This window comes from Streptosporangium sp. G12, from assembly GCF_052983175.1.
Genome location: NZ_JBRIQO010000029.1, coordinates 1 through 14841, shown reverse-complemented (window position 1 = coordinate 14841; position 14841 = coordinate 1). Strand labels below are relative to the sequence as shown.

The window sequence follows — 14841 nt, the reverse complement described above, 5'->3', positions numbered from 1 at the left end:
CCCGGCCCCCCGGCTCGTCCTGTACGGGCGGCCTCGGGCGCGCCCGGAGTCAGGGCGTTCGGGCACGAGCACCCGCGCGGCCCCGCTTCCGTCAGGCGAGGATCGGCGTGGTCTGGGCGGAGGCGATCCTCCAGGTGCCGTCCTCCTTGACCATCACGTACGTGAGCCGCCCCGACGTGGCGGGCAGCGCGCTCACCGGAGCGTCACCACTCTCCCGCCGCCGGTCGTGGACGTGTTTGACGCTCGCCACGATCGCCACGTCCTCGCGGAGGAAGCGGATGTCCTCGATCTCGGCCGTGGTGGTCACGTCGGCCAGCGACGACGCCAGAGCCCGGCGCATCGCCTCGGCCAGCGCGTCGCGTCCCGCCACCCTGCGACCGCCGAAGTTGACGACGGCCGCCTCGGCGGCGTGCAGGGAGATGAACCTGTCCACGTCGCTCTGGAACTTCACGGCGTCCGCTACCACCCGGCGGATGGCGGCGTCCTCGGACAGATCAGCGCTCATGTCGGTTCTCCCTGTTCGGGCACTCGGCGGGATGGGACCTGATCGTCCCCGAGGAGAACCATGCATCCTCAACCGAACGTGAGGTCAAGCGTGATCCGCCTCGCCGGCCCCTGCCGGTTCCGAAACCGAGGAACCCGGGCAGAGCGGGTGTCGCCCGCACTCCCCCCTAAGCAACTCATGTTGACTAACATCGGATTAGTCAATTAATGTTGCTTACATGCCCGCGAACGACATCCCCGCCCCCCAGGACCCAGCCGACGCTCTGGCGGCCGTGGTGGCGCTTCGGCGCCTGGCCGACCAGCTGGAGGACGCCGCCGTCGAGCGGGCGATGCGCGAGGGCTGGAGCTGGCCGCAGGTCGCCGAGGCGCTCGGCGTGACCCGCCAGGCGGTCCACCGGAAGCACGCCCGGCGGCTCATCGCCGCGGGCGTCACGCTGAGGAGACGTTCACCATGAACACGTTCGACAGATACCTCCACACGGTCCTCACGGAGGGGGCGGTCGAGGCGCAGCGGCACGGATCGGCCACGGTCGAGGCGCACCACCTCCTGCTCGCCGTCGCGGCCCAAAGAGGCACCGCCCCCCAGCGTGTCCTGGCCTCCGTCGGCCTCGACCACCAGGCGGTCCTGGCCGCTCTCGACCGGGAGTTCGAGCACAGCCTGAGCACGGTCGGGGTCTCCCCCGCCGCCTTCGACCTCCCGGCGCCGAGCACCGTGCTCAAGCGCCCGCCCACCATGGGCGCGACGGGCAGGCTCGCCCTTGAGCGAAGCTTCGCCTCGGTCTCCCGCAAGAAGGACCTGCGACCGGCGCACGTGCTGCTCGGGATCCTGCAGGCCGAGGTCGGCACGGTGCCACGCGCGCTGGCCCTGGCCGGCGTCGACCGCGCCGACCTGCTGGCCCGCGTCCACACCGCCGTCGCGAACGGCGACCTCGAATAACGACCACGGCGGTCCCCTTCCGGCATGCCGTGCCCCTCCCCTCGGCCCCCGGTTCTTCTTCCATGCCTCAGGAGGCAAGATGTCGATGTTCCATGCCCGCGCGAGCCTGCTCGCCGCCGCCCTGGCGGTGGGAGGGGCCGCCATGATGACCCCCGCCCCCGCGGCCGCCCGCGACCGGGGCCACGCCGGGCTCCGGCGTGCGCTCGACCGGGTCGTGGCCGACGGCGGCGGCCCCGGCGTCGTCGCCGAGTTCAGGGACGCCCGCTCGGCGCCGTGGTTCGGCACGGCGGGGGTGACCGACATGACGACCGGCCGCGAGCGCCGGCCGGGTGAGCACTTCCGCATCGGAAGCCTCACCAAGATGTTCACCGGCACGGTGGTCCTGCAGCTGGTGGCCGAGGGAAAGCTGACCCTGGACGACACGGTGGCGAAGTGGCTGCCCGGCGTGGTGGAGGAACACCTCGGCGCGGACGGCACCGGGATCACCGTCAGGCGGCTGCTCAACCACACCGGCGGGCTCCCCGACGCCGTCCTCGGCCAGGAGCCCCCGCGGCCGGAGGAGGCGGGGAAGCGCTTCATCTACTCCAAGGTGAACTACACTCTCGCGGGAATGATCGTCGAGCTCGCGACGGGCACGACCCTCGCGGAGGAGATCGAGCACCGTCTCGCCCGCCCGCTCAACCTGACGGGAACCTACCTCCCCGGCACCGAGGGGACGGTCCGCGACCCGCACGCGCGCCACTACTCCAAGCTGGGCGAGAGCGGCCCCGGCGCGGAGATCCACGACGTGACCGAGATGGACGTGAGCTGGGCCGGGGCCGCCGGCGGCATGATCTCGACGACCTCGGATCTGCACCGGTTCCTGAACGCCCTGCTGGGCGGCCGTCTCCTGCCGCCCGCCCAGCAGGAGGAGATGTTCACCACCGTCTCGACGGAGGGCTCGGGCTGGGTCCCGGACACCGGGTACGGCCTCGGCGTCTACTCCCAGAGGCTCCCGTGCGGGGTCACTCTCTGGGGCGGCGGCGGCTTCATCCAGGGCTCGATGTCGTACGCGATGGGCGACCGCCAGGGCACCCGCGTGCTGGTGAGCAATCTGAACGGCGACTGGAACGACTTCCAGGAGACCTTCACCACGCTCTTCGAGACGACCTTCGGCACGGCCGTCCCAGCGCCGGGCGGCGCGGGCGGGTGACCGGGGGACGACGGGCCCGCCGGCGCGCGACGTCCGGTTTGTCGAAATTCATCGGATCCGGCTAGTCTCTCGTCGATTAGGAAAGGCTAACCTACTTCAGGCGAGCTCTCCGCCCAGCCCGTCCAGAGCCGCCCGAAAGAGCCCCCATGTCCCCCTCACCTGCGCACTGTCGCCGCTGGTCGTCGATGTCCTGGCGGTGCGGCCTCCCTCTCCGGCACAACTACCGGCGGGGGTGGTGACCGTGAGTCCGGGCGGAGCCCGTTTCGCGTGGCCGCCGGCCGGACGGGCACGCGCACGACAGGGACGGGCATGACCGGAACGCGCACGACAGAGGCGGGCATGACCGGCGCGAACGTTCTGCGCAGGACCATGAGACGCAACGCCGCACGCCTGGGCGCGGGCACCCTGCTGCTCAGCCTGCACCAGGTGTGCGAGGCGAGCGTGCCGATCCTCATCGGTGTGATCGTCGACCGCGCGATCGGCCCGGGCGACGGCGGGTCGCTGCTGTGGTGGCTGGCCGCGCTGGCCGTGCTGTTCACCGCGCTGACCCTGGCCTACCGGTACGGCGCGCGGACCCTCATGCGCGCCATCGCCCACGAGGCCCACCTGCTGCGCATGGAACTCGCCGCCAAGATCATCGATCGGCGTGGCCTGGACACCGGCCTGCGCGCGGGCGAGCTGCTGACGATCTCCTCCAACGACGCCGGCAACACCTCCGAACTCCTGGACCATCTGCCACGCGCGGTCGGGGCGCTGGTCGCGGCGGCGATGTGCGCCGTGACGCTGCTGCTCATCGACGTGCCCCTCGGCGTGGCCGTCCTGGTGGCCACGCCGTTGACGCTGCTGGCGTTGCACGCCGGCACGCCGTACATCACCCGGCACGTCGCCGCCCAGCAGGAGCTGGCCGGTCAGGCCGCGTCGCTCGCGACCGACCTGGTCAGCGGCGTGCGGCCGCTGCGGGGCATCGGCGCCGAGGCGGCGGCCTCCCGGCGGTACGAGCGGGTCAGCCGGCTCTCGCTGGCGGCCGCGCTGCGGGCCGGCCGTACCCAGGGAATCTACGCGGCCGTCTCCGGCGCGGGCGGTGCGCTGCTGGCGTGCGGGGTCGCGGTGCTCGCCGGGTGGCTCGCGTTGCGCGGCCGGATCTCCGCCGGCGAGTTCCTGACGGTGATCGGTCTGGCGCAGTTCCTGATGGAACCCGTGGGCACGCTGACGCTGGTGCCCGGCTGGGTGGCCGAGGCGCGCGCCTCGGCCGACCGGGTGGCGCGCGTGGCCGGCGCGCCGGTACTGCTGCCCGGCGGACCTCCGTCCGGCGGGCCCGGCGGCGCCGGCGCGGCGGGCCCGCCGGACCCGGTGGACGGGGGGCTTCCCTGGCTGGAGGTCTCCGGGCTGAGCTACGACGCGCTCGCGGGGGTGGACCTGGTGGCCGGGCCCGGCGAGTTCGTCGGGGTGATGGCCCACCGCCCCGCCGACGCCGACGCGCTGGTGCGGGTGCTGTCCGGGCGGGTGAGCCCCGCCGAGTACGGCGGAAGCGTGAGGATCGGCGGCCGGGTCCTCGTCGAACCCCACCACACCGACCTGTTCGAGGGCACCCTCGCCACCAACCTGACCGTGGGCGGCGAGCCCGGGAGCCCGGAGGAACTCGCGGCGGTACTGGCCGCCTCGGCGGCCGACGACGTGGTCGCCGCCCATCCCGACGGCCTGGAACATCAGGTGGTGGAGCGGGGCGCGAGCCTGTCGGGCGGCCAGCGCCAGCGGGTGGCCCTGGCCAGGGCGCTCCTGGCCCGCCCGCCGATCCTGGTGCTGCACGATCCGACCACGGCCGTGGACGCGGTCACCGAACAGGGCATCGCCCGTGGCCTGCGCTCCCTGCGCCACCCCGGGGGCGGCGACACCTTCACCACCCTGGTCGTGACCAGCAGCCCCGCCCTCCTCGCCGCCGCCGACCGGGTGTTCGTGCTGGACGGCGGCAAGGTGGTCGCCGAGGGATCACACGCCGATCTGGGGGCCACCGACGACGACTACAGGCGGGCGGTGCAGCGATGAGCACAGCGGGGGAACAGGACCTTCTGCCGGTCGCGAGCGGCGGTGAGACCTGGCGCTGGTTGCGCGCCCGGCTGCGCGAGCGCCGCGGCACGGTGGTCGTGACGCTGCTCGTGGGCGTGCTCGGCGCGACGGCGTCGGTCGTCCCCGCGTACGTGATGGGCGTCCTCGTCGACCGGGTGCGCGAGCAGTCGGGCACCGCGGTGATCGTCGCGATCGCCGTGGTCATCACGCTGTCGGCCCTCACCGGCGGTGCCGCCACCGGGCTGACGTCCTACCTGGTGGCCAGGCTGGGCGGCCAGATCCTGGCCGTCCTTCGCGAGCGTACGGTCGCCCGCGCCCTCACGCTCCCGCTCACCAGACTGGAACGCGCGGGCAAGGGCGACCTGCTGTCGCGCGTCAGCGCGGACGCCGCCGAGGTCACCAAGGCCGTCTCCGACGTCATCCCCGGCGTGATCGCCTCGGTCCTGCTCGGCACGCTGAGCCTGGCCGCGATGGTCGGCCTCGACTGGCGGCTCGGCCTGGCCGGCGCCGTCTCGGTGCCGCTGTACGCGCTGGCGCTGCGCTGGTATCTCCCCCGGGCCGCCCCTCACTACGCGAAACAGCGCATCGCGGTCGCGCGCTCGTCGCAACGGCTGGTGGAGAGCATGCAGGGTGTGCGCACGGTGCACGCCTACCGCGTGGAGGAAGGTCACCTGCGCGCCATCGAGACCGCCTCGCGCGACTCGAGGGAGGTGTCGGTGGGGGTGCTGGACCTGTTCACCCGTTTCGTGGGACGGGTCAACAGGGCCGAGTTCTGCGGCCTGACCACCATCCTGGTCGCCGGCTTCCTGCTGGTCCGCGCGGGCGCCGTCACCGTCGGCGAGGCCGCCGCCGCGGCGGTGCTGTTCCACCGGCTGTTCAACCCGATCGGCATGTTGCTGTTCGTCTTCGACGAGGTACAGGCGGCCGGGGCGAGCCTGGCCAGGCTGGTCGGCGTCGCCCACCTGGAGTCCGCTCCCGAGCCCGAGGGGGGACCGGCACCGGCCGACGCCTCACTCGACCTGGTCGACGTGCGCTTCAGCTACGACGGCTCCGCCGAGGTCCTGCACGGCGTCACCCTTCGCGTGCCCGCCGGGGCCCGGGTGGCCCTGGTCGGCTCGACGGGCGCGGGCAAGTCGACCCTGGCCGCCGTCGCGGCCGGGTCACTGCGCCCGACCGGCGGCAGCGTGCTGATCGGCGGGGTCCCGCCCTCCTCGCTGGACACGACGAGGCTGCGCGGACACGTGGCGATCATCACGCAGGAGACCCACGTCTTCGCCGGGCCCCTCGTCGAGGACCTGCGCCTGGCCCGCCCCGGCGCGACGGCCGAGCGGGTCGCCTCGGCCCTGGAGGTGGTCGGGGCGCTGCCGTGGGTGCTGGCGTTGCCCGAGGGCCTCGACACCGTGGTCGGGGAAGGGGGCCACGAGCTCTCGCCCGCCCAGGCGCAGCAGCTCGCCCTGGCCCGCCTGGTGCTGGCCGACCCGGCCGTCGCCGTACTGGACGAGGCCACCGCGGAGGCGGGCAGCATGGGCGCGCGCGTGCTGGAGGACTCGGCCGCCGCGGCCACCCGCGGCAGGACCACCCTGGTCGTGGCGCACCGGCTGACCCAGGCCGTCTCCGCCGATCGTGTCGTCGTCCTGGAACACGGGCGGATCGTCGAGGAGGGGCCCCACGAACGGCTGGTCGCCGCCGGGGGCCGCTACGCCCGTCTCTGGGAGGCCTGGGAGTCGCGCTAGAGGCCGTTCTGCGCGGGCGTGGACTGGTTCTTCACCAGGACCCGGTTCCCTGCGGTGAGGGTGATGCCGTCGATCGTCTGCAGGCCCGACAGGGTGATGTTGGCGGCGGTGGCCGCCCGCACCGCGGGTTTCACGGAGATGCCGGCGGCGGCGACCTGGATGTCGGCCAGGCGGGCGGCGTCGTTCGGCCCGGACGGCGCGCCGAGCCCTGTGAGCCGGTACCCGGCCAGCGCGACGTCAGCGCCGGGCACGGCCATCTGGTCGAGCCGGTTGGCCCGCACCTGCGCGGTGAAGTCGGAGATGGTGCTCGCGAGCTGCGTGCCGGTGTGGTTGGCGCGGGCCAGAGGGTTCGTCGCGAGTTTCGACAGGGCGATGTTCGCGCCGCTGCTGATCTTCGCGTCGGTCACGCTGCCGTCCGCGACGTCGTCCAGGGCGAACCACGCGCCGCCTGCGGTGCGCCACTTGATCTTGCCGGAGCCGGTGTCGCCCCAGAGCTGGAAGAGGGCTGGGGTGGCGGGCTCGGTGCCACCGGACTCCGGGACGAGTCCCAGGACCGGGATGCGGTTGTTGTTGTGCTGTGAAAACCAGTTCGGCATGGCAGTTCCCCGTGTTAGGTGAGGCGGAGCAGGCCGGCCATGGGGACGGCCCAGGTGACGCGCACGGTGGTGGGGGTCGGGTACGACGGATCGCCCTCGATGGGCTCTCCTGAGGCGGTGTAGGTCGTGACGCGGGGTTCGCGGCCGAGGTTGTGGGTGACCTCCCACACGTAGGCCGGGGCGGCGATCGTGTGGTCGTACTGGCCGGCGCCACCCTCAGGGCCCGGCGGCCCCGGCTCCCCGGGCTCCCCTGCCGGGCCAGGCTCCCCGGCGGGCCCCGCGGGGTCCTGCGCGCCGGGAGCTCCGGCGGCGCCGGGCGGCCCGGCCGCGCCCTGGATGCCAGGGACGGCCACGGTGACGGCGACAGGCTCGGCCTGCTGAACAACCACGACGTGGCCGCCAGGCGAGGTGATGGTGACGTCGATGCCACCGCCCGGCTGGACGATAACGTCGATCGGCGGCAGGCCGGTCACCGGGTGACCTCCGGGTCCACCCGGAACGCGCCCTTCAGCAGCCGGGTGACCTTCCCGTCAGGGGAGACGATCTCCAGGTCGTAGACCGCTTCGGTCCACAACCAGGCCGAGGAGTCCTCACCGGGGATGGTCACGGTGATGTGCCCGGCCGGGCCGTCGATGGCCAGGCCGCCGCCGTCGCTGGTCAGTTCGTACAGGACCACGGTGTCGCGGCCCCGGTTCGGCCGGACTTGCGCGCGAGCGGAGTACCCGGTCAGCACGAGCGGCTGAGGGTTCGTCCCTTGCGTGGTGAGCTGCAACAGCCTGTCGTAGTCGGAGCCCTGCTCGATGTCGATGTCGAAGATGCCCGCCGCCATGCCGCACAGGGTGCCGGGGCGGGCTCCTACCGTCAGCCCTCGCCGGAGGCGTCAACCTTCCACGTCGGGTTGGGGGCGTTGATCTCGGCGTACACGCGCCGGTAGTCCGCCGCGTGCTGGGTGTAGTGTTCCCGTCCAGCCTCGATGATCCGGAGAAGCAGCAGCGACGTGCGCGCGTCGTTTTCAGACGGGTTCGTCAGGTGCCGAATGTCTTCATGCTCGGCCAGCGGCCCGCCCCGGAACCCGGTCAGCGCGCTGAGCGCGGTGCTACTACGGGTAACCCAGTCCTTGACTTACCGCTCTCCAGCAGACCTCTCGCCAGTCTCTCCGCCACCTCGATGGGGCGCGGGTTCGCGCACGTTCCCTGCTCCTGCTCGATGAGCGCCTGCACCTGGTCGGGGTGCTACATGTCTCGGCATGCCAGCTCGGCTAGAAGCTTCTATGAGGGGCGGGACAACAGTCCACGGGGCTTGGGCCCTGTGGTCGGTCAGTCCTTGGTGGGCTCCCTCCAGGGGCGTTTCGGGGTCGTACGATTCGAGAGAGCAGAAACTAACCCGTCTCGCTGCGGTACAGCGCCCGGTGCTCTCTCAGCTGAACTTGGTTGCTGCGTCCGTTATCGCTACAGCTTTGATCTGCGCTGGAGTCATCCCTATGATCTCGGTTAAGTCTGCGCCTTTCAGATCCGCGCCTTTCAGGTTCACCCTGGTCAGGTTTGCACCGCTCAAGTTCGTCTTGTTTAGGGTCGCATTGGCCAATTGCGCATCGGTTAGATCCGCACCACTGATGTTCGTCCTGGTTAGGTCCGAGTCGGTTAGGTTCGCCCTGACCAGGGTCGCGTCGGTCAGGGTCGCGTCGGCCAGGATTACCTTGGTCAGGGTCGTAGCAGTCAGGTCCGCCCTGGTCAGGTCCGCGTCGGTCAGGGTCGCGTTGGTTAGGTTCGCTTTGTTCAGGGTCGCATAGGCTAGGTGTGCGTTGGTTAGATCCACCTTCACTAGGTTCGCCCTGGTCAAGGTCGCTCTACTCAGGTCCACCTTGACTAGGTGTGCGTCAGTCAGTGTCGCGTCAGTCAAGTCCGCCGCGGTCAGGTTTGTCCTGGTCAGGGTCGCACTTTTCAGGTCCGCGTCGGTCAGGATCGCGTTGGTTAGGTTCGCCTTGGTTAGGTCCGCGTCGGTCAGGATCGCGTAGGCCAGGTCCGCGTCGGTCAGGATCGCGCCGACCAAATTCGCCCTGGTGAGGTTCGCCTTGGTCAGGTTCGCCTTGGTGAGGCTTGCCTTGGTTAGGGTCGTGTCGGTCAGGTCTGTATCGGCTAGGAGCGCGTTGATCAGCTTCGCCCTGGTCAGGGTCGCGCCGGTCAGATCCGCGTCGGATAGAATTGCCCCGGTTAGGGTCGCCCTGGTCAGGGTCGCGCTGGTCAGGTCCACATTACTCAGGTCCGCGTCGGTCAGGGTCGTGTCGGTCAGGGTCGCGCCAGCCAAAATCGCGTTGTTCAGGTCTGTCCTAGTTAGGTCCGCGTCGGTCAGGTTTGCGCTGGTCAGAGTCGCGTCGGTCATGGTCGCGTCAGTCAGGGTCGCGCGGTTTACGTCCGCATCGAATAGGTTCGCGCGGGGCAGGTACATGCCGTGGAAATCGACGTCCATGAGATCGAAAGCGGATGGTCTCGAAGGTTTAGGCTCCAAACGGGTGATCACGTTAATTGCGGCGACCACGTCCACGAGAGCCTGGCCCTTGACCATCTGAGATTTCGGAGGATGTGCGTGAACCCGGACGTAGGCGATAAGAACGTCGATGACGGTTGGCTTGTCGCGGGTTGAGTCCAAAGCTAGGCGCTGGAGAGCGTAGATCCCACCGAGCCTGACGTCGGTCTTTGGCGAGCCGAGTTGCTCAACTGCTTTCGTGTAGCGGTCAGCGACCTGGCCCTCGCGTGTAGCGTCCAATGTTTGCGCGGACACGTCCAAGGTGCGGGCGGTGTAGACGAGACCTGCACCAGTGAAGACCAGTCCACCGACGACCACGAGTCCGGTCGCCGCTTGCACCAGCGTGGCCCGCGCGTTGTTGACCACGTCGATTCGGTCCTTTACCGACAGCCGCTTGCGATCGCGGGCGGTGAAGGGCTGCGGCTCTCCGGCCATCCGTCGCGCGACCGGCCCCAGCAGGACGCTCATGCCAAACCCAGTCGTGATTGCGGTGAAGACGCCGACGACCGTCCAGAGCAGCCACTCGGGCCCCGGCATGCCGAGAATCATCCACCAAATTACCGCCAGCGTCACCACGGCAGCCGTCACCAGCCAGCGCCACATGCTCTTGATTCGCCGCACTGTTCCATTTCAGTGGGATCCGTCTGAGGTTGTGCGCCTTGTGGAGGGTTGACGCCAGAGTGTGACCCATCGGTACTGGAACGCCTCGCTAGTTGGCGGCGGAGGAGTCGTGTACCTGCTCATGGACATGAGCGGCCCGGCCTGCGCCGACCAGTGGCTGTTCGCCGAGCTCGCCGCCGCCCAGGAACAGGTGAGCCGGGGAGACGATCGTCTGTTCACGCCTGGCGCGCATCTCCGCAACGACGGCCATATTCGGGGCGACGCTGTAATCCATGTCCGCGTGGAAGCGCTGGTAGATGTCCTGCTCATCACCTCGATCTGCATGTCCCGCCAGTCGGGCGGGCCGACGAACGGCGTCAGGGCCTTGATCCGCCGCTCCAGCGACTCGCACTCTCCGGACCAGCAGCCGTGGTGCGCGTGGCCGCGGGCCCGATACATGTCGTACCAGAGGTCGAGGAACTCGTCGCGGACGGCGGCGTGGAGTGCGCGGGTGCGGCGGTCGCCGGACCGCTTCTGGCTCACCACTTCCACCCGGACCGGTCGACAGAGCGCAGGATGCGGAGCATCCGCTTCCGGAAGCACCGCATGTCCTGGGAGGGGCCGGTCAGGGTGAGGAGGTTCATCCGGAACAGCCGCCCCCCGTCGTGCTCGACGGTGACGTCCAGGCCGGTGGACTTGGCGAGCAGGATGGTGCGGCGCAGGCGCCGGCGGGCGGCGGGCGAGTATTGGCGTGTCCAGATCGGCCAGAGGATCATCGACCGGTCGGGGTAGGCGGAGAGGTTCGACAGCATGCGGACTCCCAGGTGGTGGTGGGAGTCCGCAAGGTAGACGGCGGCCGGCGCTTAGGTCTCGCTACGATCCGGCGCGAGAACCTTCAGCTATCTGGCGTCGAACGGTAACACCAGGATGTCGCTAGTTCTGGCGTCCGGTGCGGGCTGGGCGGGGCCCACCACCTGCCATCCCCACCGCTGGTACATGGCGTGGGCGGAGGCCTCTGGGTCTGCCAGCAGCGTGGCGTACGGCGCGTCCTGCTGGCCGAGGAGCGTTGCCAGGAGGATCGCCCGCCCCGCCAGCGAGCGGGAGAAGCCGCTGTGGACGTATGCCGACAACGTGGCGACGGCGGCGCGACGCCTCGCGGCCCGCTACCACGAGCTGCGCGCCCTCCCCATCGAGGAACTGGTGCTCAGTGGGGTTCCGCTGCTGGCCGACGTGATGCTGGAAAACGTCGATGTCGCCCCGGTATGACCCGGAGGCGGTCGCCGAAGCCGAGTACCTCCAGGAGTCCGCGCCCGGCTGGCTGGTCATGTGGCGGCCATGGCGGCAACGCTTCACCGCCTGGGAATGCCGCGACCACCGCCAGGTCCGCATCCTCGAAGCGAAAACCACCGACGAACTGCGTCGCGACATGCAGTTCGTCGAACTTGAGCTCTGGCAGATCCTTCCCCGCCCCGCGGCCGACCAACTCACACCCAACATGGTCGGTCACCAGGGTCTGCCAGACCCCGCCCCGCGACCCCGGGACGAATCGCTGACTCTCGGAAGGGCAAACTCCGGAGGGTTGGAACGTCTCCCGGGGTCGCGGCTACCACGCGGGGTGGCCCTTTACGAGGGGTGACGCCCTCCGGGGGACGGCTTGTGATCAGCTCCGGCTCCGGTGGCACCCCTGCCCGACGGGTGTCTGCTGCTTGTCCACGGCGTGGAGAATGCCGACCTGGACCGTTTATGTCCGGGTCCGGGGACCATCGCCCCTGAACGTGACGGCCGTCAACGCGACCATGCTGAGGCTCTGCCTCTGCGACCCTGGAACCTTATAGGTTGCCGAGACCTTGATCTCTGATCTTGAATGAGCGATGTCGGACTATGCGACTGGTCGTAGTTAAATCCGGCTGCCAGAACGGCGGTCCGCTGGATGACCAGAAAAAATCGTCGATACTCCTCCTGGAGTCCGAATCGTCCACATCAAGTACAGATAGGGATATTCATGACGAAAAGTAGCTTCGCCCGGGCAATCGCACTTGCCAGTGCAAGCGTCATCCTGTCGCTGGGCCTGAGCGCGCTGAACACGCCAGCGCAAGCGGGCTCTACCAGCATCAACGCTGGACAGGGATCAGCGTCGACCATGGCCAACACCTGCAACTTTCCGACGTCCGCACGTCCCGGCAGCAGGTGGGTCGAAAGTTGGACCAACTGCAAGACCTGCCAGGTCAGCGAGGTTCAGTGGCAAATCACCTACCCCTGGCGCGACTATTACTGCACCTACAACCCCAGTAACAACATGAACGACCTGCATTGGATATAGGTAGATAGGGTTCTGACCTGAGGTCGCCCAACGGCTCTGATCAGAATTACCTTTACGTTCTAAGGACGGCCTGACGGCCGCACCAGGGTTCTGTCCGGTTCCTGGGACGGCGTCTAACCAGGTCAGCGCAGTAGAGCCGCTGCGGAAGTCAACCCGGTCCCATGCCAGGCACGGCTATCCACATCCGAAACCCCGGCTTCCGCACCTACCGCCTGACCTGCGGTCTCCAGAGGACGCGGCCCGTTTCCGCCGTATTCCGGTGGCATCTCTGGCGCGGAAGCTGGGGTTGATCACGCGGTGGCGCCTCGGCCGTGGACGTCGATGGGCGGCGGAAGCGTCCGTAGCCGCTCGCGGAGATCCCGCACCGTAGCGATGTCCGCGTCTCCCAGCGTGGCCACCACCCGCAGCAGGCGCTCGCGGGACGTGGACCGTGAACCGCGCCGGGATTGCTGGAGGCTTTGATGTACTCCGGCTTTCGTGGAGTCGTTTTGATTGACTACATGCCTCTGCCCCCTTCGAGAGGTCGGCATGTCGAAGAGATATCCCCCTGAGTTCCGCCGCAAGGTCCTGGACCTGCTGAAGGCCGGCCGGACCGTCCGCCAAGTGGCCTTCGATCTACAGATCAGCGACCAGACGATCTACAACTGGCGCGAGCAGGAGCTGATCGACACCGGTCAGAAACCCGGCATCACCTCCTCGGACCACACCGAGCTGGTCGCGGCCCGGCGCCGGATCGCCGAGCTGGAGACCGAGCTGGCCGTAACCAGGCGCGCCGCCGAGCTGTTGAGAGCTGATGCACCGCGCCGGCATCAAAGGCCTGCCCGGCAACAAGCGTCGCCGGCCTGTTCATCAGACACCCACCGCCGCGGATCTGGTCGACCGCCGGTTTACCCGGGGCGCACCCAACGAGCTGTGGGTCACCGACATCACCGAGCACCCCACCCGCGAGGGCAAGGTCTACTGCTGCGTCGCCAGAGGACGTCTACTCTCGCCGGGTGGTGGGCTGGTCCATCGATGCCGGCCAGACCGCGACGCTGGTCACCAACGCGCTCGGCATGGCCATCCACAACCGCACACCGCCTCCTGGAACGCTGATCCACTCCGATCACGGGGTGCAATTCACCTCCTGGGCCTTCACCCAGCGCGCCAAGGCCTCTGGCCTGGTGCCGTCCATGGGCTCGATCGGTGACTGTTTCGATAACGCGGTCATCGAGTCGTTCTGGGGGCGGATGCAGACTGAACTGCTCAACCGCAAACGGTGGAAGACCCGCATCGAACTGGCGAATGCGATCTTCGAGTACCTGGAGATCTTCCACAACCGGCAACGACGACACAGTGCCCTGGGGATGCTCACCCCCATCGAGTACGAGATGCTCTATCCGAACGTCCAGTTGGCATGAGAGTCAACCAAGCCGACTCCACCGAACTCGGGGTACATCAGGTCATCGCCGACCGAATAGCAGCTGTGGAAGTAGGTGACGCCATGGGTGCGGTGGTAGGTGGCCGGCAGCCGGTCGGGGCGCCCTTGCCTGGCCCACCCTGATCCGGAGGTGGGGCGGATGCCCAGCGGTCCGAACTCGTCGAAGGCGAAAGTCCGTTCCGGCCGCTGGGTCAGGGCGTACTCGATCCGGTCCAGCTTGGCGTCGAAGTCGGGGTCGGGGGATTCCTTCCAGGTCTTGGTGCGCTGGAAGGTGATCCCCTGGCGGGTGAGCAGGGTGCGTAAGGTCTCCCGGCCGATGAGGAGCGGCCGGCCGGGCAGGCGTTGCAGGTAGGCGGCCAGTTTGCGGATCGACCAGCGGGTGAAGGGCTGCCCGAGCTTGGCCGGGCGGGTGGTGGCCATCTGGATGACGAGGGCTTCCTCGTCATCACTCAGCAGGCGGGGACGGCCTCCCGCCCACCGAGGGTCCAGGCAGGCCAGCCCGATCTCGTTGAACCGGTGAATCACCTCGCGGACGGTGTCCTCATCGGCGGCCACTAACCGGGCGATCACCGGGACGGTGTTACCCCCGGCCGAGGCCAGCAGGATCATCGCCCGCCGATACCGGACCGAACTGGTGCTGCCCCGGCGGACGATCTGCTGCAGCTTCTGACCTTCGGCGTCCATCAGTCTTCGTACTCTGACCGGTTCTCCCACCGCGCCTCCTCGCGTCAGTCGGACGTGTAGGACACATCCAACCGACGCCAGCGGCTACACGCGAGACCGGTGAAGGTTTCCGGTCACAGCACTAGTATGATGCGCCGCAAATTCAGAGGGTAAGTTGCTACCATTTCCGAGTGTCGCATCCTGGACCTTCTGCCGTGGTGATCTCGCTGTCTGAGGACGAGCGTGCCGAGTTGGTGCGTCGGGCGGAGTCGCGAGACCGGAGAGCGGC

At 69.1% G+C, this 14841-nt stretch carries 15 protein-coding genes and 2 pseudogenes; 9 read left to right on the top strand and 8 right to left on the bottom strand.

What is annotated here, in order from left to right; genetic code table 11:
• Positions 1-91: 91 nt before the first annotated feature.
• Positions 92-505, bottom strand: a complete 414-nt coding sequence (locus ACVCAG_RS36150; protein ID WP_447191207.1) for an SgcJ/EcaC family oxidoreductase — start codon at positions 503-505, stop codon at positions 92-94.
• Between the two features lie 217 nt (positions 506-722).
• Here ACVCAG_RS36150 and ACVCAG_RS36145 point away from each other — a divergent pair, with 217 nt between their 5' ends.
• From ACVCAG_RS36145 to ACVCAG_RS36125, 5 genes are all read left to right on the top strand, one after another.
• Positions 723-959: a hypothetical protein gene (locus ACVCAG_RS36145; protein ID WP_440089172.1), complete on the top strand. Its 237-nt coding sequence runs from the start codon at positions 723-725 to the stop codon at positions 957-959.
• Positions 956-1441 carry a Clp protease N-terminal domain-containing protein gene (locus tag ACVCAG_RS36140; protein WP_440089171.1) on the top strand — a complete coding sequence of 162 codons (486 nt, stop codon included), beginning with the start codon at positions 956-958 and terminating at the stop codon, positions 1439-1441. The genes ACVCAG_RS36145 and ACVCAG_RS36140 overlap by 4 nt, the downstream gene beginning before the upstream one ends.
• Positions 1442-1520: 79 nt before the next feature.
• Positions 1521-2633 carry a serine hydrolase domain-containing protein gene (locus ACVCAG_RS36135; RefSeq protein WP_447191206.1) on the top strand — a complete coding sequence of 371 codons (1113 nt, stop codon included), beginning with the start codon at positions 1521-1523 and terminating at the stop codon, positions 2631-2633.
• 309 nt (positions 2634-2942) lie between these two features.
• On the top strand, positions 2943-4676 hold the full coding sequence (locus ACVCAG_RS36130) for an ABC transporter transmembrane domain-containing protein (RefSeq protein ID WP_440089168.1): 1734 nt from the start codon (positions 2943-2945) through the stop codon (positions 4674-4676).
• Positions 4673-6430: an ABC transporter transmembrane domain-containing protein gene (locus tag ACVCAG_RS36125; protein ID WP_440089167.1), complete on the top strand. Its 1758-nt coding sequence runs from the start codon at positions 4673-4675 to the stop codon at positions 6428-6430. The genes ACVCAG_RS36130 and ACVCAG_RS36125 overlap by 4 nt, the downstream gene beginning before the upstream one ends.
• On the opposite strand, the gene ACVCAG_RS36120 is transcribed toward ACVCAG_RS36125, so the two are convergent.
• The 6 genes from ACVCAG_RS36120 to ACVCAG_RS36095 all read right to left on the bottom strand — a co-directional run bounded on the left by ACVCAG_RS36120 (position 6427) and on the right by ACVCAG_RS36095 (position 10961).
• Positions 6427-7026, bottom strand: a complete 600-nt coding sequence (locus tag ACVCAG_RS36120) for a hypothetical protein (protein WP_440089166.1) — start codon at positions 7024-7026, stop codon at positions 6427-6429. The genes ACVCAG_RS36125 and ACVCAG_RS36120 overlap by 4 nt on opposite strands.
• Positions 7027-7040: 14 nt before the next feature.
• On the bottom strand, positions 7041-7499 hold the full coding sequence (locus ACVCAG_RS36115) for a hypothetical protein (RefSeq protein ID WP_440089164.1): 459 nt from the start codon (positions 7497-7499) through the stop codon (positions 7041-7043).
• Positions 7496-7855, bottom strand: a complete 360-nt coding sequence (locus ACVCAG_RS36110) for a hypothetical protein (RefSeq protein ID WP_440089162.1) — start codon at positions 7853-7855, stop codon at positions 7496-7498. The genes ACVCAG_RS36115 and ACVCAG_RS36110 overlap by 4 nt, the downstream gene beginning before the upstream one ends.
• Before the next feature lie 587 nt (positions 7856-8442).
• Positions 8443-10170, bottom strand: a complete 1728-nt coding sequence (locus tag ACVCAG_RS36105; RefSeq protein WP_440089160.1) for a pentapeptide repeat-containing protein — start codon at positions 10168-10170, stop codon at positions 8443-8445.
• An 88-nt stretch (positions 10171-10258) separates the two neighbouring features.
• Positions 10259-10420 (bottom strand): hypothetical protein, encoded by a 162-nt coding sequence (locus ACVCAG_RS36100; RefSeq protein ID WP_440089159.1) that lies wholly within the window; start codon positions 10418-10420, stop codon positions 10259-10261.
• A 268-nt stretch (positions 10421-10688) separates the two neighbouring features.
• Positions 10689-10961, bottom strand: a complete 273-nt coding sequence (locus ACVCAG_RS36095) for a hypothetical protein (RefSeq protein ID WP_440089157.1) — start codon at positions 10959-10961, stop codon at positions 10689-10691.
• Positions 10962-11076: 115 nt separating this feature from the next.
• Between ACVCAG_RS36095 and ACVCAG_RS36090 the strand changes: the two genes are divergently transcribed.
• The 4 genes and pseudogenes from ACVCAG_RS36090 to ACVCAG_RS36075 all read left to right on the top strand — a co-directional run bounded on the left by ACVCAG_RS36090 (position 11077) and on the right by ACVCAG_RS36075 (position 13869).
• The gene (locus ACVCAG_RS36090) at positions 11077-11415 is read left to right on the top strand and encodes a hypothetical protein (protein WP_440089155.1); all 339 of its coding nucleotides are present in this window, start codon (positions 11077-11079) and stop codon (positions 11413-11415) included.
• A complete protein-coding gene (locus ACVCAG_RS36085) occupies positions 11399-11785 on the top strand; it encodes a hypothetical protein (protein WP_447191205.1) in 387 nt (128 codons plus the stop codon). Before ACVCAG_RS36090 ends, ACVCAG_RS36085 begins: the two co-directional genes overlap by 17 nt.
• 366 nt (positions 11786-12151) lie before the next feature.
• A complete protein-coding gene (locus tag ACVCAG_RS36080; RefSeq protein WP_440089154.1) occupies positions 12152-12469 on the top strand; it encodes a hypothetical protein in 318 nt (105 codons plus the stop codon).
• Between the two features lie 528 nt (positions 12470-12997).
• Positions 12998-13869: pseudogene (locus ACVCAG_RS36075) on the top strand (IS3 family transposase).
• A 32-nt stretch (positions 13870-13901) separates the two neighbouring features.
• On the opposite strand, the pseudogene ACVCAG_RS36070 reads toward ACVCAG_RS36075, so the two are convergent.
• Positions 13902-14573: pseudogene (locus ACVCAG_RS36070) on the bottom strand (IS630 family transposase); the annotation flags it as partial.
• Between the last annotated feature and the right edge of the window lie 268 nt (positions 14574-14841).